Source organism: Nocardia shimofusensis NBRC 100134 (genome assembly GCF_001613125.1).
In the GTDB taxonomy this organism is placed as follows: Bacteria; Actinomycetota; Actinomycetes; order Mycobacteriales; family Mycobacteriaceae; genus Nocardia; species Nocardia shimofusensis.
On sequence record NZ_BDBT01000022.1, the window covers coordinates 41,403 to 63,747 of the forward strand.

The window sequence follows — 22,345 nt, forward strand, 5'->3', positions numbered from 1 at the left end:
GGATCGTTCAAGTCAGCGTTCTCCCGTCACTTGTGTTTCGGCTCTTGCCGGGTCTGTCGTCGCGGTGGCGCGACGGTGGCGTGCACTTCCTGTTCGGCGTGCTGGGGCCGGTTGCCCCCGAGGCCGGGCAGCATGCTGTGACCCTGGTAGCTCAGGAAGGTCTGAACCAGCCCGAGCACGAGTATTCCCGACACCACCGCGAAGCCGATCCAGTACTCGGTCGGCAGCAGCACCCCGGCCGCGCCACCGATCACCCAGCTCAACTGCAGCGCTGTCTCCGAGCGCCCGAATCCGGACGCGATGGACTCCGGCGGCAGATCGTCCTGGATGGAGGCGTCCAGCGACACCTTCGCCAGCGCGCTGGCCGCCGAGGCCACCAGCGCGGCCAGCACCGCGCCGAGCAGGTTGTCGGCGAAGACCGCGAACAGTGCGATCCCGGTGCAGGCGGCGGTGCAGCCGACCACGATCACCGAGGGCCGTCCCAGCGCGAGGCGCGCGCCGGTGGCGTTGCCGGCGAAGTTGCCGATGCCCGCGGCCGCGCCCACCGCGCCGAGCATCAGCGCCTGCTGCAACGGACGGTGCTCGGTGGCTTTGGCGACGAAGGCGACATAGAAGGTGAGGAAGCCGGTGAGCACCCGGATGGAGCTGTTGCCCCACAGCCCGGAGACCACCGCGCGGCCCAGCGGCTGCCTGCGTTTGCGCGCGGGCACGGCGGATTCGGTGCCCGGGCGCAACACCTCGGTGCGCGCGTCGTCGCCGTGGTAGCCGAAGGTGGCGGGCACTTCGCCCTCGGTGATCTCTACCCAGCGCGGGATGCGCAGGCTCAGATAGGCGCCGCCGATCGCGATGAGGATTGCCAGGATCAGCGCCCCGGTGGACCCCGCGAGGGCGGCGATCGCCGCGGCCACCGCGCCCGCGCCGATGGTGCCGCCGACCAGGCCGAAGACGGTCAACCGGGAGTTGGTGCGGACCAGGTCTATCTCCGGTGGCAGCACTCTCGGCGTGACCGCGCTCTTGAGCACCGCGAACGATTTGGAGCCGATCATCATGCCCAGCGCCAGCGGATACAGCGCCCAGGAGTCGAACTGCAACACCAGGACCACCGCCAGCACGGCGCGCACCCCGAAGGAGGTGGCCAGCGCCAGCCTGCGCCCGCGCTGCAACCGATCCAGCAGCGGGCCGATGAGCGGGGCGATCACCGCGAACGGCGCGATGGTGATCAGCAGATACAGCGCGACCTTGGATTTGCTCTCGGCGGTCGCGCTGGCGAAGAACAAGGTGTTGGCCAGCGAGACCGCGATGGCGGCGTCGAGGGCGAAGTTCGCCATGGTGGCGTAGGTCAGGGCGGTCAGGCCGGACTTGTCGGCGCCGTCGGCCTTGGCCGCGCGCTGGAAGGTGGCGATGCCCTTCTCGGTCAGCTGCCTGCCGCGCATGGCGGCCACCCTGGTGACGGTCAGCTTGCGCGGGACCGGCGGCTCACCGGGGGCGCCGCTGAGCTCGGGATCGGTGTGCTGTCCGGTCAGCGGCTTGGTGGGCGGGCCGGGTGCGGTGGGTGCGGTGGGTGGTGTGACCGGCGGCCTGGAACCGGCTGCCGTGCCACGCTTTTCCAGCGGGCCCAGCGGCGGGCGGCTGGGTGGGTGACGTTCGGGATCGAGCGGGGGCAGCGGTCTGCGCCGTCGCGTGGGCGCGTTCGGCGGCGGGTACCGGTCGTACCCGGGATGCCGTTCGATCGGCGGTGGTTCGTCTGCGTTCCACTGACCGCCGTCCCACGGACCACGCTCGGGACCGTGTGGATCGCGGGAGGTAGTCACCCCCCAATTCTGGCCCACCGTGTCGCGGGCGGTTCACTCGCGCTCGCGGTCAGGGCCCGTGGGACCGGTCATTCCGGGACGAAACGGACTTCGAACACGGTCGGCCAGTACTTGCCGGTGACCAGGAACCGATCGGTGCCCGGCAACGCGGCGATACCGTTGGCGACCTGGGCATCGGCGCGTTCGGCGCGGGTGAGCAACCCGCCCAGGTCCGCCACCGCGAGCACCGCCCCGGTCTCCGGGGCGATGCGCAGCACCCGGTTACTCGGATAGTCGTTGGCGTAGACGAAACCATCTGGCGCACAATCCAATTCGTTGAGATGCGCGTCCTTCCTGTCCCGCAGGCGCAGCGTGCCGAGCACGTCGAAGGTGATCGGATCCCGGAAGGTCAGCGTGTCGCTGCCGTCGCTCATCACCAGCGTGCCGCCCCGGGCGCACAGGCCCCAGCCCTCGCCGTCGTACCGGACCTCGCGCAGCACGCGCAGCGTGCCGGGGTCGCGGGCGAAGGCCACGCCGTCCCGCCAGGTGAGTTGCCACAGGATCGCTCCGGTGTGGGCGATGCCCTCCCCGAAATAGGCCTCGGCCAGGTCTGCCCTGGCGAGCTCGGCCCCGGTGGACAGATCGGTGGCCCGCACACCCGAACGGCCGGTCAGGCCGGTGCTCTCGTAGAGCACGCCGCCGACGACTTCGAGGCCCTGGGTGAAGGCGTCGCGGTCGTGCGGCCGGGTCCCGACGACCTCGACACGCAGCCGCGGCGCGGGGTCCACCGGCTGCCCACATCCGGCCGCGACGAGCGCGCCGACCAGCACACCGGCGGCCGACGCACGCAGAGTGCGTTCCATACGGCAAAATGTAGGCCGTGAGCGCTGTTTCTGTTTCCGAGCCCGACGTGCGTCCCGTCCTGGTCGATGCCGCCGACCTGGCTCGCCGTGCGCTCGTGGAGTTGGAACCGAACGGGGTCGGCACCCATCTCGGCGTCACCGCCGAGGGGGATTCCGCCGCCACACACCGCTTCGAGTCCACTCTCCCCGGCTATCGCGGCTGGCAGTGGGCGGTGGTGGTGGCCGCGCCCCCGGACGCCGAGCACGCCACGGTCAGCGAGTCCGCGCTGTTGCCCGGCCCCGAGGCCCTCGTCGCGCCCGATTTCATCCCGTGGGAGCAGCGCATCCGCCCGGGCGACCTCGCCCCCGGCGACCTGCTGGCGCCGCCCGCCGACGACCCGCGCCTGGTTCCCGGCTACGTCGCCACCGGCGACCCGGAGATCGACGAGCTGGCCCGCGAGGTCGGCCTCGGCCGCACCAAGGTGCTCAGCCTGGAAGGTCGCGCCGAGGCAGCCGAACGCTGGTACGCCCTGCACGGCCCCGACACCGACATGGCCAAGGCCGCCCCCGGCACCTGCGGCACCTGCGGCTTCTACCTCCCGCTGTCCGGCGCCCTGCGTGCCGCCTTCGGCGTGTGCGGTAATGCGATGGGCGCGGACGGCATGGTCGTGCACGCCGAATACGGCTGTGGCGCGCACTCCGACGTCGAACTGCCCACCGGCAGCGGTTCGCCCCGGCACGAGGCCTATGACGACGCGGCCGTGGATATCGTCCCCGCCGGCGAGCTGCGCAGGTCCGAGCCCGCCGCCGACGCCGCTTCGGCGAGGGCGACCGATTCGTCCGACGAGACCGCAACGACCGACGAGGCTGTCGTGTCCGACGGGGCTGTCGTGTCCGACGAGGCTGTCGTGTCCGACGGGGCAGTCGTGTCCGACGGGACTGCTGTGTCCGACGGGGCTGCTGTGTCCGACGGGGCCGTTGTATCCGATCACACTGCTGCGTCCGGTCGGGACGAGGCGGTGGCCGAGGTCGGCGCCGAGCAGCCGGCCGACGAGGGTGCCGGGTCCGCGACGGTTGTCGTCGAGACGGAGCCGGGTGCGGCGTCCGATGCGGAGGGGGACGCCGAGAGGGGTTCCGGCACCGCGGATGCCGATGCGCCGGAGGCCGGGGAGACCGGCTCCGCGTCCGCGATGGCGGATGGTGCGCAGGTCGGTGAGTCCGACTCGGACTCGCCGGAGTCGTCATCGGCGCCGAACTGAGCGATCCGGCCGATCCCTTCGGGACGGCGGCGTTACGCGCGGGCATTCTCGCGGCCTGGCGGGATTCCCCGACGCGCCTGCGCGAGGATGCCGCCACCGAGGCGGACCTGGTGCGCGCGGGCTACCGGGATCGGCTGCTGACCGAACTGGCGCAGAACGCCGCCGACGCCGCGCGCAGGGCCGGTGTGCCCGGCAGGCTGGCCGTCCTCGTCGTCGGGGACACGCTGCACATCGCCAATACCGGTGCGCCGCTCGATCTTCCCGGCGTGCACGCCCTGACCGCGCTGCGCGCGTCCGGCAAATCGGAGTCCGGCCAGAGCGTCGGCCGATTCGGCGTGGGCTTCACCGCCGTGCGATCGGTCAGCGACGAGATCGAGTTGCGGTCCCGCGCGGGCGGCCTGCGTTTCTCCCTGACGGACACGCGCACCGCACTCACCGAGACGGCCGTGCCCGAGACCGTCACGGCGCCACCGGTCCTGCGCCTGGCCTGGCCCGCGCCGCAGGCGCCCGCCGACGGCTGGGACACCGAGATCGTGCTCCTGCTGCGCCCCGGCGTGGACCCGTCGGGTCTGTGCGCGGCCATGCGGGCCGAAGCCGTAGACCTCCTGCTCGAACTGCCCGCCCTGCGCGAGATCCGCATCGGCGAGGATGTGTTCACCGCCGAAGTGACCCCGGTCGGCTCGGGCCTCGAAGAAGTCCGGGTGCGGACACCGGACGGCTCCCGCACGTGGTGGCAGTACCGCACTCGCAGATCGCGTTGGCTGCTGCCGGTCCGCGACGGCCGTCCTGTCCCGGTCGCCGAGGATGTGCTGCGCGCCCCGACCCGCTCCGACGAGGAGCTGTCCCTACCCGCCCTCCTTGTCGCCGACCTCCCCATGCAGCCCGACCGCCGCCGCGCTCTGCCCGGAGCCCGGGTGTCCGCATTGGCCGAGGGCTACGCGGATTTCGCCCGCGCCCTGCCCGAAAGCGCCCGCCTGGCTCTGGTGCCCGCTCCCGGATTCGCCCGCAGCGAGATCGACGGCGTGCTGCGCGAAGCCCTGCTGCACGAACTGCGCACGCATCCCTGGTTGCCGGTACTCGGCCCGGAGGAACCCGGCACCACCGGCATCGCCCTCGGGACCCCGGGCGCCGAGCCTGCCGACCCGGACGCTCTCCCCGGCAGTCCGGGCGCCTTCCTCGCCGACTCGGCTTCGGCATCAGGCCGCCCGGGTGCCGTACCCGGCGGACCAGGCGTCGCCACCGGCGATCGAAGCGCGGTACTCGCCGACCGGCGCGCAGCAGTGGCGCTGCCTGCGCGGGCGAGTGTCTTCCCCGGGCTGACGCCGGAACTCGCGGTCCTGCTCGACGAGTTGATCGGCCCGCTGGTGCCGCCGGAGTTGTCGGGGCCCGCGCACGCGGAGGCGCTGGCGGTACTCGATGTGCACCGGCTGGGTCTGGCACGCGTCGCGGAATCGACGTCGGGCCTGCATCGGCCACCTGCGTGGTGGCGTGCGCTGTACGCGGCGCTGGAGCCGTTCGTGGTCGATCCGGTCGCGGCGGAGGCGTTGGGCGCGTTGGCGGTTCCGCTCTCCGACGACCGGGTGGTGACGGGGCCGCGGACCGTGGTGCTCGACGACGGGCTCGGGGTGGCCGTGGCGCTGCCGTGGGCCCGGCTGGTGCATCCGCAGGCCGCGCATCCGTTGCTGGCGCGGCTGGGGGCGCGTACGGCGACGGCCGCGGAGTTGCTCGCCGACCCCGCGTTGCGGGCACATCTGGACGATGATCCCGGCGACCCGGACATCGTCGATGCCGTCTTGCGGCTGGTTCCGCGCGCCGCGCCGCAGTCCCTGCCCGCCTGGCTCGGTCTGCTCGAATTACCCGACAGCACCGGTGAACCGCGGCCCGCCGACGAACTGCTGCTGCCCGGCGCGCCCCTGGGTGACCTGCTGGTGGCCGATTCGCCGTTCGGGGTGGTCGCCGCCGAGACGGTGGACGAGTACGGCGCGGAGGCGTTGCGGGCGATCGGGGTCGGCTGGAACTTCGGACTGGTCAGCGAAACCGATCCGACCGGTCCCGATCATCACCTCGACGACGAGGATCGCTGGTGGGCCGGTTTGGAGTCCGACCCCGAGCAACTCGTCGCGGTGCGCGATCTCGATCTCGTCGACGACGCCGCCTGGCCGCGCGCGCTGCGCCTGCTGACCACCGACCCGCGCACCGCCGACCTGTTCACCGATCCGCGGGGCTACACCCCCTGGTGGCTGCGCGAGCACGCCCGCTTCGACGGTATCCCGCTGGGCCACCACAGATTCCCCGGCGACCCGGAATTCGTCGGTCTGCTACCGGATTTCCCGGCAGCGGACGTCGACCCCGCCCGGCTGAGCCTGCTACGCACCGTCCTGGCCGATCCCGCCGTCATCGACCCCGATCTCGCCCACGCTCTGCTCGACGCGTTGGCCGACCCGCAGCGACGTCCCGACCCCGCCGTGGTCGCGGGCGCGCACCGCCGCCTGGCCGCCGCCGTCGCGGAGGGCAGGCTCGACGTCGCCGATCTGGACCTGCCCGAACGGGTGCGTGTGCTCTCCGGCGCGGCGGTGGACGCCCGCGAGGCGATGGTGCTCGATCTGCCCTGGTTCGGACTCGCCGTCTCCCCGCAGCGGCTGGTCGCCGGATCCGCCGAGCACGCCGAAGCGCTGGCGAGCCTGCTGGACCTGCCGCTGGTCTCCGAAGCGGTGTCGGCCGAGGTGCTCGGCGACGGCAGGCACACCACCTGGTCGGCGGAACCGCTCGCCGTGGTGCTGGCCGACCTGTTCGTCACCCCGCAAGCAGGCGGCGATCTGGTCCTGCACACCGACCTCCGGGTCCGCCTGGACGGCGCGGTGCGCGGGACGGTCGCGGTGCCGTGGTGGCGCGAGGGCGCCACCACCCACGTGCTGGCCCCCGAACCGATCGGCTGAGCGCCGGATCAGGAGCCGGAGGCGTGGTCCGGGTGCGGGACGGCGTACCCGGTGATCATCTCGGTGATCAGATCCAGTTGGGTGCGCACCGCCGCGCTGTCGTTGTCCACCAGCCAGCGCAGCACCAGCCCGTCGATCATGTTGAGCGTGAACCGGCTCAGCGTCTGCACCGGGACCGACCATTCGGTGCCGGTCGCCTCGCGGGCGTGATCGAGGACGTCGGCGACGGTGGAGTCGTTGAAGGTGTACTGCTCGCGGGCGATCGCCAGTTTCGCCGGCGTCGACTCGCCTTCGCGTAATGCGTAGGTCGTGGTCTCGTAGGTGAGCAGCTGACGCTCGGGCGTCGCCTCGATGTTGAGCCACATGAGTTCCAGGCCGGCGCGCACCAATTGTTGAAGTGCTTCTATTCCGGTTCCGGCGTCTTGCCATACCGCTTCGTCGGCATCCACGGAATCGCGTAATTCCATGGACAGCGCTTTGGCCAGTTCGGTCATCAGCGCGTCTTTGTTTTCGAAACAGTAGTGCACCACTCCGAGCGAAACACCGGCTGCCTGAGCGACATCGCGCGTGGTCACGCCCGCGACGCCCTTCTTCTCGGCCAAGCCGATAGCCGCCTCGACAAGGTGGGCCCGTCGTTCTTCGACGCTCAATCGGGAGGACACTCCAGGGAGTTAAGCCGTCCGGACTCGCCCAGTCAATTCTCTGTTACCGGTGGCTTCACTGGACGTTTGTCCAGTTGTGTGGTTCGCTGCGACCTGGAGAAAGGGAGGATCGATGCGCAAGGCTGTCACCGGAACTCGCCCGGCGGGAATGGATCGTCGAACTCTGCTGGCCCGCACCGGCATCACGACGGCCGCGCTCGCGGTCGCGGGATCGGTCTCCTCCGGCCGCGCCGCCACGGCATCGGCCGCCCCCACTGCCGGATACCGGGTCGGCGCCGGTATCTCCGACCTCACCGGCCCGGCCGCCGAGTGCGGCATGATGGGCTACTCCCAGCTCGGTCAGGACACCGCGGGCATCCATTTGCGCCCCAGGGCGCGCGCCTACGTGTTCGAGGCGGGCGGCGAGCGCGTGGTATTCGCGGTCGCCGAGAACGGCATGATCTTCCAGTCGGTACATCGTGGCGTGTTGCTCGAACTCGCCCGCCGCTACGGCGATCTCTACACCGAGCGCAACGTCCTGCTCACCTCTACCCACTCGCACGCCTGCTGCGGCGGTTCCAGCCACGACTACGCCTACAACTTGTCGATCCTGGGCTTCCAGCAGCAGGTCTACGACGCCGAGGTGAACGGCATCGTGGAGGCCGTCGCCGCCGCGCACGACGACCTCGGCCCGGCCACGCTGGCACTCGGGCGGGCCGAACTGCACGACGCGAGCGTGAACCGTTCCCGCATCGCCTTCGACCGGAATCCGGCCGCCGACACTGAGCACTTCCCCGGCGCCATCGATCCGGCCGTCACCGCGCTGGCGATCGACAAGGGCGGCAGGCGGGTCGGCGCGATCACCTGGTTCGCCACCCACAACACCTCGATGACCAACGAGAACCGGCTGATCAGCTCGGACAACAAGGGCTACGCCTCGTTCGCGCACGAGCACCTCGACCACGGCGTCCGCTATCTCGACGGACGACCGGATTTCATCGCCGCCTTCGCCCAGACCAACGCGGGCGACATGTCGCCCAACCTGAATCTGAACCCGGGCTCGGGACCGACCGAGAACGAGTTCGACAACACCCGCATCATCGGCGAGCGTCAGTACACGGCATCGACATCCGCGCTGGCGGCCGCGCGGCCGATCAGCGGTCCGGTCGGCGCCCTGCTGTGCTATATCGACCTGGCCGACACCGCGGTGGACGGTCGGTTCACTCCCGACGGGCAGCCTCGCCGCACCGCGACCGCCGCCGCGGGCGTCTCGCTGATCGCCGGCAGCGTCGAGGACGGCCCCGGCCTGCCCGGCAGTCCCGTCCCGGAGGGCGTGCGCAATCCGATGATCGACGCGCTCGGCGATCCCGGGCAGCCCGTACCCTCCTGGCTCGCGGACGCGCAGGCGCCCAAGGTGATCGCCGCGCCGCTGGGCTTGTTGCCGCCGGTGCCGTGGGTGCCCAGCGTGGTGCCGATCCAGCTGATGCGGATCGGAGAGCTGTATCTGGCGGCGGCGGGCGGCGAGTTCACCATCGTCGCCGGTCTGCGGGTGCGCCGCGCGGTCGCCGCGGCGCTCGGGGTCGACCCGGAGCAGGTGTTGATGCAGGGCTACGCGAACGCCTACCACCAGTACGTGACCACGCCCGAGGAGTACGACGCCCAGCAGTACGAGGGCGGCTCCACCCTCTACGGCCGCTACACCCTGCCCGCCTACCTGCAGGAATTCACGCGGCTGGCAACGGCATTCGCGGCGGGCGCGGGAATCGATCGCGGCCCCGCACCGCGCGAGGTGTCCGGGCCGCAGCCGAACTTCGTGCCCGCGCCCGGCCCGGACGCCGCCCCGGCGGGCCGCGCGTTCGGCGACGTGCTCGTCCAGCCCGCCGGGTCGTACGCGCCGGGCGCGCAGGCTGCGGTCGAATTCGTCTCGGCGCACCCCAAACACAATCCGCGCCGCAACGGCACCTTCCTCGAGATCCAGCGCCGCGACGGCGACCGCTGGGTGCGGGTCGCCAACGAGGGGGAGTGGGCGGTGCGCTTCTACTGGAGCAAACGCGGCGCGGCCGAATCGGTCGCCCGTTTCACCTGGGACATCCCCGCCGATGCCCGCGCGGGCCGATACCGCTTCGTGCACTTCGCCGACCAGCTCACCACCGGTGGTGCGCTGCGTCCGTTCACCGGCACCAGCGAGGAGTTCACCATCGGCTGAGCCGAGCCGGAACTCAGAGCCCGGTCTGCGCGCCCTTGTCGCCGCGACGGGCCCCACGCCGCTGGACCAGGAAGATCACCAGCGCCAGCCCGCCGACGAGCACCCCCATCGCACAGACGGGGCGGACCGACTCCCAGCGTTCCCCACCCGCCCACACGACGATCGAGGCGAGCACCCACAACGCGATGCCGACGGCGAGCACGGGTCGGGGATCGGTCAGGCGCGCCGGGATCTGCGGTACTTCGGGGGTCACCGCCCCAGGGTAGCGGGGCGAACACGCGCAGCGTCCAGGACGCTTCCCGTATCGTTTGGCGGGTGACGACGCCTTCGGATGTGAGAGCCCTGGCCGGCGAGTTGTCGCTGGCGGTGGTCCGGCTCACGCGACATCTCCGCGGCCGCCGCGCCGATTCACCGGTTTCGCTGACCCAACTGTCCGCACTCGCGGCCCTGCGCCGCGACGGGGCGATGACGCCGGGCATGCTGGCCGCCAGGGAACGTGTCCAACCGCCCTCGATGACCAGGGTGATCGCTTCGCTGTCGGATATGAAGCTGGTGGAGCGACAGCCGCATCCGACCGATGGGCGTCAGATCATCGTCTCGCTGTCCGATGCGGGCCTGGCGGTGCTCGCCGACGAGGCCAGCGCCCGTGAGGCCTGGATGACCGAGCAACTGTCCACGCTGTCGGAGGCTCAGCTCGATGTGCTGAGCGAGGCCGTCGCGATCATCAAGCAGATCGTCGCTGAATCCGAATAAGGGGCCGAATCCGAATAAGGGCCGAATCCGAGACCTCCGGCCCGCCGTGCTCAGCGCCCTCCGAAAGCCTGGTCGGTGTCGACGATTTCGCGTCCCAGCGGGAACAGCGACAGCGGGATGAACTTCAGATTCGCCCACCCGAACGGGATGCCGATGATCGAGACGAACAGCGGGATGCTGGTGAGGAGGTGCCCGATCGCCAGCCACCAGCCGGCGACGACGAACCAGATGATGTTGCCGATCAGCGAGCCCGCGCCCGCGCCGGGCTTCTCCACCGTCGTACGCCCGAACGGCCACAGCACATAGACCGCGATGCGGAACGAGGCGATCCCGAACGGGATGGTGACGATCAGGACGCAACAGATGATGCCGGCGACGATGTAGCCCAGCGCCATCCAGAATCCCGCGAAGATCAACCACAGGATGTTGAGCACCAACTGAATCGGCTTCACGCACACCAGCATGCCAGCTTCCGGCGCGGCACGCCGTAGGCCCAGGTCGCCGTGGTCGTGTGGCCGCCGCCGCGGTGCCCCGCGCGGTCCGGCAGGATGGGCGGGTGGCCCAAGTGATCGACGTGGACGACCCGGCCGACCCGCGGGTCGACGATTTCCGAGACCTGTCGAACGCCGACCGCCGCCCCGACCTGCCCGGTCGCAAGGGGCTGGTGATCGCCGAGGGCGTGGTCGTCGTGCAGCGCATGCTGAATTCGCGGTTCACCCCGAGCGCCCTGCTCGGCGTCGGACGGCGTCTGGACGAGCTCGCCGACGATCTCGCCCGCGTCGACGTGCCCTGCTACCGGACCGACGCGCACACGATGGCCCAGATCGTCGGCTTCCACCTCAACCGGGGCGTGCTCGCCGTCGCCCCGCGCCCCGCGGAACCGAGCGTGCCCGAGGTGCTGGCCGGGGCGCGCACGGTCGCGGTGCTCGAGGGCGTCAACGATCACGAGAACCTGGGCTCGATGTTCCGCAATGCCGCCGGGCTCGGCGTCGACGCCATCCTGTTCGGGGAGCGCTGCTCGGACCCGCTCTACCGGCGCTCGGTGCGGGTGTCGATGGGGCATGTGCTGCGGGTGCCGTTCGCTCGGCTGTCCGCCTGGCCGCAGGATCTGGAAACGTTGCGCGCGGCCGGTTTCCAGCTCATCGCCCTGACCCCGAACCCGGCCGCGGCGAACCTGGCCACCGCCATGACCGGTGAGCGGGTGGCCCTGCTGCTCGGCGCGGAAGGCCCCGGCCTCACCGAGGAGACCATGCGGGCCTGCGACGTCCGGGCCCGCATTCCGATGACGCCGGGCACCGATTCGCTCAATGTCGCCACCGCCGCCGCGATGGCCTTCTACGAACGGGTCCGCAACTCGTGAGGGGGGACAACGTGGTCGATCATTCGCCCGACGATCCGTACCGGTCCGTGCCGCCGGTGCGCGACCCCACGCCGTGGGCGGCCGGGATCACCGTCGCCGTGCTCGTCGCCCTCCTCGCGACGGTGGCGGTCTACGCCTTCGGCTCGGCACTGGGCGAGGTGCATCCGCTGCTGGCGTTGCTCATCAATGTCGTGGCGGTCGGCGGCGCTGCGCCCACGGCCTGGCGGTGGCGGCACACGCCGGTCACCCGGTGGGTGCTGCTCGGCTGCGCGGCGGGCGTGGCACTCGGCTGGTTCGGGCTGATACTTGCCGGACTCGCCGCCCTGTGAAGGCTGTGCACGGCTGTCCAGTGGGCTGAACAGGCCACGCCGGTCCGGCCTGCGTGTCGGAGTAGCGCCGATACGGGCGTGTCGGTGCTGATCGCCGACCCGTGGCGGGGCGAGCGCGACGGCTCAGTCGGTCCGGGTGGCCTCGCGCAGCCAGCCGAGCAGGCCGCGCCGTTCCTTCTCCTGCGGCGCCGATCCGATCGACTCGGCCTCCGGCTCACGTCGTCGTGCGTCCGCGGGTACCTGGCCACGCGGCCCGATCGTCTGCTCGCGCGCCGCCCCGACAGCGCGGGCTCGGGTAGCGAGGACGCGGCCACGCGGGCCCAGCGCTCGGTCCCGCGGATCGGGAGCGGGCTCGGGCGACTCGACAGGCGGATCCTTGGGGCTCAGCGTGAATCCGCACACCGCGATGTCGCGGGGGAGCAGCGCGTCTGCGACCAGCGGGGCGCGGTACTGGAAACCGAGCCATTCGCTGTTGGCCTCGTCGGCGAAATCCGGCGGGTCGAAGGGCAGGCACTGCGGGTCGGGGAGTTCGTCCGCGCGCCAGAGGACGGGGCGTTCACCGGCCCAGAACGGGCGCTCCCACACCAGCGGCAGGCCCGCGTCGGCCAGGATCTTCATCCGGGAGGAGGAGAACCCGCGGCGGAATTCGCCGCGCTCCCAGTGCGCGAAGCTGCCCCAGCCCATGCTCGCGTCGAACGACACCAGGTAGGTGTGCTCGGAGGCGAGCGGGCGGATGAGCAGTTCCGGCAGTGTCGTCGGGTCGGGCAGGCGGACCTGCCGGGAGCAGACCACGGTCAGGCCGGGATAGCAGCCGATGTAGATCTCGTCGTCGTCCGGGCCCGCGCAGCCTGCCAGTGTGCCGACCATCTTCGGCACGATCTCGTAGTCCTCGAACAACTGCTTGGCCAGCGCTTGTGCCGCTCCCGGGTCGGGATCGCGGTGTTCCCGCAGGACGGCCGCCGGATCATCGGCGTCGACGTACCAGATCGTCGAGGCTGTGGACACCATCTACCGGCACCTCCCGAGTGCTGAGCGAGTCGCTCCGCTAACTACCCGCTACCGTACGTTCCATCCGGCGATCGGGTGAATCGGATGGTGAAAATGTACTTCCAGCAGGTCGATACGGGGCCGAACCGGGTAGGCGTCGGTGTGTCCCCAGGGGTCAGTGGCCGGAGCTGCGCACTCCCAGCAACACATCTTCCCAGGACGGCATCGGCGCTTTGCCGCGCTTGGTCCTGGCCGGCTTGGCCGCCGCCTTGGCGTCCTTCTCCTCGGGCGTGGCCTCGGCCGCGGGCGGCGTGACCGTGGGGGCCTTGGGGGTGGCCGCCTTGGCCGGAGCCTCGGCGGTCGGCGCGGGGGCGGCGATCTCGGCGGCCGGAGCGGCCTCGGGTGCGGTGGCGCCGTGCGATCCGCCGGTCGCGGGGGCGGCCGGGACCGGCGGTGTCACCGGCGCGGCCGGAACGGCAGTGGCCGGAATGGCCGGGGGCACCACGCCGCCGCCGGCTACCGCGCGCTTCTCGAAGTATTCCTCGACCACCGGCGCGGCCTGCTTGGCAGGGCGGGCGGGCGGCGCGGCGACATCGCGACGCGGCTCGAGTGCCGGATCCTGCGGTGTGGTCACGTCGATCTCGGGCTCGGACGGCAGGATCGTCGCCAGTCCACGCAGCGCGCGGCCGAAGTCGGGATCGATCAGATCCGAGGCCGGATCGTCGAGCGGGGACACCGAGCCGCCGTGCGCGTCCGGCTGGTAGCGCCAGTGCGCGGCGATCTCGGAACGTCCGTTCTGCCACTGCAACTGGGCGACCCAGAAGCCCTTCTCGTCCTTCCAGGCGTCCCACTCGGCGTTCTCCAGCGTGTGCCCGCGCTCGGTGAAGGCCGCGGTCACCACCTCGATGAGAGTCGCCACGGCGGGGCCGTCGGCGCGCACCGGGTGCGCCTTCTGGGCCAGTTCGGCCGCGCGGGCGCGCTCCAGCAACACCGGGTAGGCGAAGCGCTCCACGCGACTGGCGGGCATCCCGGATTCGGCGGTCACCTGCTCCACGGACGCACCGGCACGGATACGGGCCTGAATATCGCGAGGACGCATAGACGCTTCCATTTCGATTTCGATCTGGCCGAACCGGGCAAGGTCGCCGCGCGCGGCGGCTCGGAGCTTGTCGTCCGCGGGAAGGCGGAACTTCTGACCGGATTCGGTGTCGACACACACGATGTGCGTGGAGTCGGGCGTCACCCCGATCACACGAAGTTCACGCACCGCTACCTCCTTATCGCGCCGACTCGCGACACCGCCCACTGGTTCGCAACAGTAGTGCACACAACAGTGTCCTGGGGCAAGACACGCGGGCGGAAAATTCGGCGAAGTGGCGAAGAAGGCGCTAATGTTTGTGGATTTCGCAGCCGGGTGTCGCACGCCGAAATCCTCGAAAAACCTTGCAGCGCCGGACCGCTGGTGCGATCCGGCGCTGCGGGAGGCGGCGTGTCTGTCCCTGTCCTCGTCCGGTGAAAACCAGACGAGGACAGCGGGTGGGTTCAGAGCTGTCCGACGACCCAGTCGATGCTGCGGGTCAGCTGCGCGATGTCCTCGGGGTCGATGGCCGGGAACATGCCGACGCGCAACTGGTTGCGGCCCAGCTTGCGGTAGGGCTCGGTGTCGACGATGCCGTTGGCGCGCAGGATCTTCGCCACCTGGGCGGCGTCCACGCTGTCGGCGAAGTCGATGGTGCCCACGACCTGCGAGCGGTGCGCCGGGTCCACCACGTACGGGGTGGCGTATTCGCTGGCCTCGGCCCAGCTGTACAGGCGCGAGGAGGAATCGGCGGTGCGCTTGACCGCCCAGTCCAGGCCGCCGTTGCCGTTGAGCCACTCGATCTGGTCGGCGAACAGCAGCAGGGTGGCCAGCGCCGGGGTGTTGTAGGTCTGATCCTTGCTGCTGTTGTCGATGGCGACCGGCAGCGACAGGAATTCGGGGGTCCAGCGGCCGCTGGCCTTGATCTCCTCGACGCGGGCCAGCGCGGCGGGGCTCATCAGCGCGATCCACAGGCCGCCGTCGGCGGCGAAGCACTTCTGCGGCGCGAAGTAGTACACGTCGGCGTCGGCGATGTTCACCGGCAGTCCGCCCGCGCCCGAGGTGGCGTCGATGGCGATCAGCGCGTGCTCGGAGCCCGCGGGCCGCTGCACCGGGATCGAGACGCCGGTGGAGGTCTCGTTGTGCGCCCAGCCGATGAGATCGGCCGAGGGGTCGGAGACCGGCTCGGGGGCGCTGCCCGGCTCGGCCTCGACCACGATCGGGTCGCCGATGAACGGGTTGCCCTTCGCGACGGAGGCGAACTTGCTGGAGAACTCGCCGTTGGTCAGGTGCAGCGAGCGCTCACGGATGAGACCGAACGCGGCGGCGTCCCAGAAGGCGGTGGTGCCGCCGTTGCCGAGCACCACCTCGTAGCCGTCGGGCAGCGCGAACAGTTCACGCAGACCGGAGCGCACGCGGGCGACCACGTCCTTGACCGGCTTCTGCCGATGCGAGGTTCCGAACACCGAGGCGCCCACCCGCACGAGGGACTCGAGCTGCTCCGGGCGAACCTTGGAAGGGCCGCAGCCGAAGCGTCCGTCGGCGGGCTTGAGGTCGTCGGGGATGGTGGGGAACGCAGAGGTCATGGCCACCAGGGTAAAGCGTGTCCGACCTGCCCGATCACAGCGGGTGGGGGTCGGCGTGGCGGGGACGGGCCGGGGTCGGGTCGAGCGTGTGACCGGTGTCGCACGAACTGTCCGGCGGCTAACGTATCGGCTCATGAGCAAGGCTGCAGCGAACTCCCGGTGGCGGCCACGCGACGGCCGTCCGCGCCACCGCCGTTCGGCCGGTCTCACCGCCGAGGCGCGGCGTGAACTCCTGCTGCGCGGCACTCCCGGCACGGCGATCGTGCTGGGAATCCGGCCGGTGCGGCGGCGCTCGGCGTGGCCATTCACCGGGCGGGGCGCGCCCCGGATGACCGCCCGGCGACCGGGCAGCGACGATCGCGAACGGGTATTACGGGTGCGCGTTCGCCTCGACGGTGAACTGCCCTACGAGACGACCGTGCGCCAGCCCGTGACCCGCGCGGACCTGGCGTCCATGCGCCCCGGTGACACCGTGCTGTGCCGGGTCGATCCCGGTGACCCCACCCGCGTCGTGCTCTACCTCGTCGACAACGGCGAGCAGGCGGCCACCAGTATGGCGCGCATCCTGCGCGACGGCCGCCGGGCCGAAGCGACCGTGCTGGCCGCCGCCCCGGTGGCCACCGACTACGCGGGCCGGGCCGACCCGGTGCTGCGCCTGGATCTGGAATTGCGGGCCTGGGACGAGCCGCGACCGTGGCGGGTCCGGATCACCCAGCCGGTGCCGCTGGCCGCGCTCGGGCTGGTCGATCTGGGCAGCCGGCTGCGGGTCGCGTTCTTCACCGTCGATCGCGGCGAGTCGGTCGCCGTCGACTGGACGGCGTCACTGACGGGCGACTGAACCGGCGAGCGGACAGGCCGCCCCGGCGGCTTGCCCGCGCTGGAATGTGACCGACTCGGGATGACCGGGGTGTGTCACGAGAAAGGCCCGCGTCCCGGAGCACGGGACGCGGGCCTTCGCACGTTGCGCGAGTTACCCGGCGCTGACCAGATCGATCACGAAGACCAGGGTCTTGCCCGACAGCGGGTGACCGCCGCCGGCCGGACCGTAGGCCAGCTCCGGCGGGATGGTCAGCTGACGACGGCCGCCCACCTTCATGCCGGGGATGCCGTCCTGCCAGCCCTGGATCAGGCCACGCAGCGGGAAGGTGATGGACTCGCCGCGGCTCCACGACGAGTCGAACTCCTCACCGGTCTCGAATTCGACGCCGACGTAGTGGACCTCGACGGTGCCGCCGGGCACGGCCTCGGCGCCCTCACCCTCGATGATGTCCTTGATGACGAGCTCGGCGGGCGGCGGCCCGGCCTGGAATTCGACAACCGGCTTGGTCATTCGCTATCCCCTTCGACAGTGAGTGATGGAAATGTGACTGCTGATGTGTGACCGGTGGATCGTCAGCGCTCGGTGATCCGGGCGTAGTCGCGGGCAGGATAGCCCGTGTAGATCTGACGCGGGCGGCCGATCTTCAGCGGCTCGCTGTGCATCTCGCGCCAGTGCGCGATCCAGCCGGGCAGCCGGCCCATCGCGAACAGCACGGTGAACATGCGGGTCGGGAAGCCCATCGCCTTGTAGATGACGCCGGTGTAGAAGTCGACGTTCGGGTACAGGCGGCGCTCGACGAAGTAGTCGTCGGTGAGCGCGGCTTCCTCGAGCGCCTGGGCGATGTCGAACAGCTCGTCGTCGCCGCCCAGCTTGCGCAGGATCGCGTCGGCGTGCTTCTTGGCGATCGCCGCGCGCGGGTCGTAGTTGCGGTAGACGCGGTGCCCGAAGCCCATGAGCTTCACGCCGTCTTCCTTGTTCTTGACCTTGCGGATGAACTCCTTGACATCGCCGCCCGCGGCCTTGATGTCGTCGAGCATCTCCAGCACGGCCTGGTTGGCGCCGCCGTGCAGCGGGCCCCACAGGGCGTTGATGCCGCCGGAGACCGAGGTGAACAGGTTGGCGTCGGAGGAGCCGACCAGGCGCACGGTGGAGGTCGAGCAGTTCTGCTCGTGATCGGCGTGCAGGATCAGCAGCATGTCCAGCGCGGCGGCGATCTCGGGGTCGACCTCGTAGGGCTCGGCCGGGAAGCCGAAGGTCATCCGCAGGAAGTTCTCGACCAGGCTCAGCGAGTTGTCCGGGTAGAGGAAAGGCTGGCCGACCGACTTCTTGTAGGAGTAGGCCGCGATGGTGGGCAGCTTGGCCAGCAGGCGGATGGTGGACAGCTCGACCTGCTCGGGGTCGCGCGGGTCCAGCGAGTCCTGGTAGTAGGCCGACAGCGCGTTGACCGCCGACGACAGCACCGGCATCGGGTGCGCGTTGCGCGGGAAGCCGTCGAAGAACCGCTTGAGATCCTCGTGCAGCAGGGTGTGGCGGCGGATGCGGTCGGTGAACTCGTCGAGCTGCGCCTGGGTGGGTAGCTCGCCGTAGATCAGCAGGTAGCTGACCTCGATGAAGGTCGAGGAGTCCGCCAGCTGCTCGATCGGGTAGCCGCGGTAGCGCAGGATGCCCGCTTCGCCGTCGATGTAGGTGATCGCCGACTTGGTGGGCGCGGTGTTCATGAAGCCCGGGTCGTAGGTGACGTATCCGGTGCTGGCCAGCATCTTGCCCAGGTCGACACCGTGGTTGCCTTCGGTGGCCTCGGTGATCGTCATGGCGTATTCGCCGCCGGGGTAGCTCAATACCGGCTTGGCGTCGTTGTGGTTCTCGGGCACGGAAGGATCCCTCTCAGGCTAGGACCGTCGGCATCGGAGTGCGGTCGGCACGGCGGTGCGATCACTTAGACGCTAGTCGCTGACGCGAGTTCCTTCGGCACGAGGGTGCGCTGTGCGGGTTGCCCGCCCGCCTCGCCGTCGCGGCGCGTTCGAGACTTCCCGTCGGTGGGCCGGAGAGGGAGGGGAGCGGCGCCGGGCGGTATCGCCGGGGCCGGCCCGCTGCGCCGACTTCCCTGGCGAACATACCCGTTCCGCTCACAATCGGCACGGTCGCCGGGTGAGTACCGGCCGGTAACCCGATTTCCCTGGTGACAGGCCATCGTCGCAGTGGTGGACCGGTGCGCGAGCGCCGCCGGGTGGGGTCGTGCGAAACCCGCTGCCGCGCTGTGCCCGGCGCACCCGCCGGGGTGTCGGGCGGTGTCGGGCGCCTGGCGGAATCGGGCGCTCGCCCGACGTTCGCCACCGAGCCTGCGTGCGGTTCGCCGGGCCGCCGGAAGCGTGCCCGCCCGCGCGACCCGCGGCGGTACCCGGGGCTCGGGTGGGAAAAACCGTGGGAAATATCACGAGCGGTTCAGGGCTGGAGCCGCTCGGCCCGCATGCCGCCGGGCTCGATGCGCACGCGGACCCGGTTGTGCAGCCTGCCCTGGCGGCCCTGCCAGAACTCCACCTCGTCGGGGCGCATCAGGAATCCGCCCCAGTGCGGAGGCACCGGGATCTCTTCCACCCCCGCGAATCGCTCGGTGATCTCGGTCAGCGCCCGGTCCAGGTCGGCGCGCGATCCGATCGGCTGCGACTGCTGGGAGGCCCAGGCGCCGAGCTGGGAGTCGCGCGGCCGCGAGCGCCAGTACACCAGCGTCTGCTCGGCACTCACCCGCTCCACCGGCCCGCGCAGGTGCACCTGTCTGCCCAGGGCGGCCCAGACGAAGGTGATCGCCGCGTAGGGCACCTCGCGCAGTTGCCTTCCCTTGGCGCTGTCGTAATTCGTGTAGAAGGTCACACCTTCCGGCGAGAGGCCTTTACACAGCACGGTTCGCGAGGTCGGCCTCGGCACCCCGTCGACCATCGCGACGGTGGCCAGCACCATCGCGTTGGGCTCCGCGACGCCCACCGCGGTCGCCTGCTCGATCCAATTGCGCAGCAACGGCTCCCAGCCGCCGGCCAACCAGGTCTCGTCGAGATCGACATCCTCGCCGGAGCCGAACGGCACCCCGGCGTAGTCCACGCGCATGGCGGCCAGGTCGGCCGCCACCTGTCGCAGGGTCGCCTCCAGATTCGTCGGCTGGGTGGCCCCGTCGCCGGGCCGGTCGCCGTGAGGCGGGGAATTGTGCAGGTCAGCCATGGGGCTGACGTTACTCCGCGGTAGCAGGGGGATAAGGTGCTGGTGATCGGCATGGGCTCGGCGAAGCACCCACCTCGGCGAGACCTCATGCGCCCTCGCAGTACATGCGACCTGAAGTGCAAGGAGAGTCACACCATGACTACCAGCCCCGCGGTATCCGGTGGAAACGCCACCGTTCCCGATGATTTCGTCAGTGGTCTCGAAGGCGTGGTGGCCTTCACGACCGATATCGCCGAGCCCGACAAGGACGGCGGCGCGCTGCGCTACCGGGGCGTCGACATCGAGGATCTGGTCGGCAGCCGGGTGACCTTCGGCGATGTGTGGGCACTGCTGGTCGACGGTGAGTTCGGGCACGGCCTGCCGCCCGCCGAACCCTTCCCGCTGCCCGTGCACACCGGCGACGTGCGCGTCGACGTGCAGGCCGGCCTGGCCATGCTGGCGCCGATCTGGGGATACCAGCCCCTGCTGGACATCGACGACGCCACCGCCAGGGAGAACCTGGCGCGCGCCTCGGTGATGGCGCTGTCGTATGTGGCACAGTCCGCGCGCGGCATCTACCAGCCCGCCGTGCCGCAGAAGACCATCGACGAGTGCACGACGGTCACCGAGCGCTTCATGACCCGCTGGAAGGGCGACCCGGACCCGCGCCACACCGAGGCCATCGACGCCTACTGGGTCTCCGCGGCCGAGCACGGCATGAACGCCTCCACCTTCACCGCCCGGGTGATCGCCTCCACCGGCGCCGACGTGGCCGCCGCGCTGTCCGGCGCGATCGGCGCGATGTCGGGTCCGCTGCACGGCGGCGCCCCGGCCCGCGTGCTGCCGATGATCAAAGAGGTCGAGAAGAGCGGCGATGCCCGCGCGCTGGTCAAGGGCATCCTCGACCGCAAGGAGAAGCTGATGGGCTTCGGTCACCGGGTCTACCGGGCCGAGGATCCCCGCGCCCGCGTGCTGCGCGCCACCGCCGAGCGGCTGGCCGCCCCGCGCTTCGAGGTCGCCGCCGCGCTCGAGCAGGCGGCGCTGGCCGAGCTGCGTGAGCGCCGCCCGGACCGCGCCATCGAGACCAATGTCGAGTTCTGGGCGGCGGTCATCCTCGACTTCGCCGAGGTGCCCGCGCACATGATGCCCGCCATGTTCACCTGTGGCCGGACCGCGGGCTGGTGCGCGCACATCCTGGAGCAGAAGCGCCTGGGCAAGCTGGTCCGCCCGGCCGCCATCTACACCGGGCCCGGGCCGCGCAAGCCCGAAGAGGTCGCGGGCTGGTCGAGCGTCGGACACGCCTGAGCCGGGGCCCTCGCGCCCGGCTCACTCCTGGACGATCTCGACCGGATCGGTCAACGCCAAGGCGATGGCGGACTGCTGGGCGCCACTGCGCAGCGGCAGTGCCGCCATCGCCTTGCCCGTCTGCGCCTCGAGAGTGGTGACGATGGTCTGCAGCTGATCGACGCCTCCGGTGAGGCGGCTCATGGCGTCGATCAGCTGGGCTCCGCCCTCGTCGGCCAGTCGTGGCAGGCCCGCGGCCAGCTCCGCGGCCTCGCTCAGCTGGGTGCTCGCACCGGTCAGCCGCTGGGCCACGGTGCGGAGCAGGGTGCCCAGGTCGGTGTCCGAGTCGACCGTGTCCCCGACGAGGGCGCCCAGCTCGGTCAATGGTGCCCCGGCCTGCCCGGTGAGGGCGCGCAGTCCTTCGAGTGTGCCGATGATGTCGGCGACGGCCGGGTCACCGGCGAACGGCAGCGCGCGCAGCAGCGGCAGGATCTGGTCGAGTCCCGCGCCGACGGTCTGGGAGCTCTGCGCTACCTGGGCGAGGGTGATGCCCGTCGAATCCAGTGCGACGGCGAGCGTCTCGGCCTGCGTGGTCGCCCCCGTGACCGCGGCATCGAGCGTCTCGATGGCCGAGGTCAGCCGGCTCGCCCCGGATTTCGCGAAGTCGAGGAAGTCGATCATCTGCCGCGCGCCCGCGCTGAACTGCTCCGCGCCGTCGGCGGCCGTGTTCACCCCGACCCCGAGCAGCTGTGCGGTGAGCTGCACACCGGTCAGCTGGGTGCGCGCCTGGGCGACAGCGGCGAGGGCGGCGTCCACGCCGGTCGCGCCGATTCGCTTCGTGAGCAGCGTCGTAGCGCCGTCCACCAGTGCCCGGTCGGCGTCGGCGTCGTCGGCGATCACGGACACTTCGGCGCGTCGGGGAGCGGGGCCGGCCAGTGAGCCGAGGGCGGTCGTCAGATCGGCGGGCAGGGTGATGACGGCGGCGTAGTCGCCGTCGCTCGCCTCTTGCGCCGTGACGAATCGCCAGTCGTATCCGCCGCTGTCGCGACGCAGCGAGTCGGCGACCCGCGCGCCCGTCGGTCCGGTGTCGGTGTCGACCAGAGCGATTCCGGTCGGGGGCCGGTCGGCCGTCGTACACGCGCCGAGGGTGCCCACGACGAGGAGGCCGGCAACCAGAATCGCCCATCGGGCTCGAATTCGTCTCACGGGCCGGACTTTAGGGCGCGATATCGGGCCGGTTTCGCAGAAAGCTCTGAGAGTTCGGTAAGGCTCTCCGGATTCGTGC

Annotated in this window: 20 protein-coding genes; 8 read left to right on the forward strand and 12 right to left on the reverse strand. The window is 71.0% G+C overall.

Features of this window, described 5'->3' with window-relative positions; translation table 11 throughout:
• Positions 1 to 26 precede the first annotated feature (26 nt).
• Positions 27 to 1,811 (reverse strand): MFS transporter, encoded by a 1,785-nt coding sequence (locus NS3_RS20075; protein ID WP_067862055.1) that lies wholly within the window; start codon positions 1,809 to 1,811, stop codon positions 27 to 29.
• Between the two features lie 68 nt (positions 1,812 to 1,879).
• Entirely contained in the window at positions 1,880 to 2,653 is a 774-nt protein-coding gene (locus tag NS3_RS20080) for a glutaminyl-peptide cyclotransferase (protein WP_067862057.1), read from the reverse strand.
• Between the two features lie 17 nt (positions 2,654 to 2,670).
• On the opposite strand from NS3_RS20080, the gene NS3_RS30460 reads away from it, so the two are divergent.
• Together NS3_RS30460 and NS3_RS20090 are read left to right on the forward strand one after the other, a co-directional pair.
• The gene (locus NS3_RS30460) at positions 2,671 to 3,891 is read left to right on the forward strand and encodes a DUF3027 domain-containing protein (RefSeq protein ID WP_084495760.1); all 1,221 of its coding nucleotides are present in this window, start codon (positions 2,671 to 2,673) and stop codon (positions 3,889 to 3,891) included.
• 44 nt (positions 3,892 to 3,935) lie between these two features.
• On the forward strand, positions 3,936 to 6,827 hold the full coding sequence (locus NS3_RS20090) for a sacsin N-terminal ATP-binding-like domain-containing protein (protein ID WP_084495761.1): 2,892 nt from the start codon (positions 3,936 to 3,938) through the stop codon (positions 6,825 to 6,827).
• A gap of 8 nt (positions 6,828 to 6,835) precedes the next feature.
• On the opposite strand, the gene NS3_RS20095 is transcribed toward NS3_RS20090, so the two are convergent.
• Positions 6,836 to 7,477, reverse strand: coding sequence for a TetR/AcrR family transcriptional regulator (locus NS3_RS20095; RefSeq protein ID WP_245649708.1), 642 nt, complete (start codon positions 7,475 to 7,477; stop codon positions 6,836 to 6,838).
• Positions 7,478 to 7,601: 124 nt separating this feature from the next.
• Between NS3_RS20095 and NS3_RS20100 the strand changes: the two genes are divergently transcribed.
• Positions 7,602 to 9,674: a neutral/alkaline ceramidase gene (locus tag NS3_RS20100; protein WP_084495762.1), complete on the forward strand. Its 2,073-nt coding sequence runs from the start codon at positions 7,602 to 7,604 to the stop codon at positions 9,672 to 9,674.
• A 13-nt stretch (positions 9,675 to 9,687) separates the two neighbouring features.
• On the opposite strand, the gene NS3_RS20105 is transcribed toward NS3_RS20100, so the two are convergent.
• On the reverse strand, positions 9,688 to 9,927 hold the full coding sequence (locus NS3_RS20105) for a DUF2530 domain-containing protein (RefSeq protein ID WP_067862063.1): 240 nt from the start codon (positions 9,925 to 9,927) through the stop codon (positions 9,688 to 9,690).
• A gap of 62 nt (positions 9,928 to 9,989) precedes the next feature.
• On the opposite strand from NS3_RS20105, the gene NS3_RS20110 reads away from it, so the two are divergent.
• Entirely contained in the window at positions 9,990 to 10,427 is a 438-nt protein-coding gene (locus NS3_RS20110) for a MarR family winged helix-turn-helix transcriptional regulator (RefSeq protein WP_067862065.1), read from the forward strand.
• 50 nt (positions 10,428 to 10,477) lie between these two features.
• Here NS3_RS20110 and NS3_RS20115 read toward each other — a convergent pair whose 3' ends face one another.
• On the reverse strand, positions 10,478 to 10,891 hold the full coding sequence (locus NS3_RS20115; protein WP_373865327.1) for a YccF domain-containing protein: 414 nt from the start codon (positions 10,889 to 10,891) through the stop codon (positions 10,478 to 10,480).
• A 92-nt stretch (positions 10,892 to 10,983) separates the two neighbouring features.
• On the opposite strand from NS3_RS20115, the gene NS3_RS20120 reads away from it, so the two are divergent.
• Together NS3_RS20120 and NS3_RS20125 are read left to right on the forward strand one after the other, a co-directional pair.
• On the forward strand, positions 10,984 to 11,787 hold the full coding sequence (locus NS3_RS20120) for a TrmH family RNA methyltransferase (RefSeq protein ID WP_067862094.1): 804 nt from the start codon (positions 10,984 to 10,986) through the stop codon (positions 11,785 to 11,787).
• A gap of 11 nt (positions 11,788 to 11,798) precedes the next feature.
• Entirely contained in the window at positions 11,799 to 12,116 is a 318-nt protein-coding gene (locus NS3_RS20125) for a DUF2537 domain-containing protein (protein ID WP_245649709.1), read from the forward strand.
• Positions 12,117 to 12,239: 123 nt separating this feature from the next.
• Here NS3_RS20125 and NS3_RS20130 read toward each other — a convergent pair whose 3' ends face one another.
• The 3 genes from NS3_RS20130 to serC form a co-directional block, all read right to left on the reverse strand.
• Positions 12,240 to 13,124 (reverse strand): DUF6928 family protein, encoded by an 885-nt coding sequence (locus tag NS3_RS20130; RefSeq protein ID WP_245649710.1) that lies wholly within the window; start codon positions 13,122 to 13,124, stop codon positions 12,240 to 12,242.
• A 154-nt stretch (positions 13,125 to 13,278) separates the two neighbouring features.
• Entirely contained in the window at positions 13,279 to 14,370 is a 1,092-nt protein-coding gene (sepH, locus tag NS3_RS20135) for a septation protein SepH (protein WP_084495763.1), read from the reverse strand.
• Between the two features lie 275 nt (positions 14,371 to 14,645).
• Positions 14,646 to 15,767, reverse strand: a complete 1,122-nt coding sequence (gene serC / locus NS3_RS20140; RefSeq protein WP_067862069.1) for a phosphoserine transaminase — start codon at positions 15,765 to 15,767, stop codon at positions 14,646 to 14,648.
• Positions 15,768 to 15,900: 133 nt separating this feature from the next.
• On the opposite strand from serC, the gene NS3_RS20145 reads away from it, so the two are divergent.
• Positions 15,901 to 16,605, forward strand: coding sequence for a hypothetical protein (locus tag NS3_RS20145; RefSeq protein WP_067862071.1), 705 nt, complete (start codon positions 15,901 to 15,903; stop codon positions 16,603 to 16,605).
• A gap of 132 nt (positions 16,606 to 16,737) precedes the next feature.
• Here the strand turns inward: NS3_RS20145 and NS3_RS20150 are convergent, their stop codons facing one another.
• From NS3_RS20150 to pdxH, 3 genes are all read right to left on the reverse strand, one after another.
• The gene (locus NS3_RS20150; protein WP_067862073.1) at positions 16,738 to 17,097 is read right to left on the reverse strand and encodes an FKBP-type peptidyl-prolyl cis-trans isomerase; all 360 of its coding nucleotides are present in this window, start codon (positions 17,095 to 17,097) and stop codon (positions 16,738 to 16,740) included.
• Between the two features lie 62 nt (positions 17,098 to 17,159).
• On the reverse strand, positions 17,160 to 18,458 hold the full coding sequence (locus tag NS3_RS20155; RefSeq protein ID WP_084495764.1) for a citrate synthase: 1,299 nt from the start codon (positions 18,456 to 18,458) through the stop codon (positions 17,160 to 17,162).
• Positions 18,459 to 19,029: 571 nt separating this feature from the next.
• Positions 19,030 to 19,797 (reverse strand): pyridoxamine 5'-phosphate oxidase, encoded by a 768-nt coding sequence (pdxH, locus tag NS3_RS20160; RefSeq protein WP_067862075.1) that lies wholly within the window; start codon positions 19,795 to 19,797, stop codon positions 19,030 to 19,032.
• 135 nt (positions 19,798 to 19,932) lie between these two features.
• Between pdxH and NS3_RS20165 the strand changes: the two genes are divergently transcribed.
• A complete protein-coding gene (locus NS3_RS20165; protein ID WP_067862077.1) occupies positions 19,933 to 21,081 on the forward strand; it encodes a citrate synthase 2 in 1,149 nt (382 codons plus the stop codon).
• A 21-nt stretch (positions 21,082 to 21,102) separates the two neighbouring features.
• Here NS3_RS20165 and NS3_RS20170 read toward each other — a convergent pair whose 3' ends face one another.
• The gene (locus NS3_RS20170; RefSeq protein WP_067862079.1) at positions 21,103 to 22,266 is read right to left on the reverse strand and encodes a YhgE/Pip domain-containing protein; all 1,164 of its coding nucleotides are present in this window, start codon (positions 22,264 to 22,266) and stop codon (positions 21,103 to 21,105) included.
• Positions 22,267 to 22,345 lie beyond the last annotated feature (79 nt).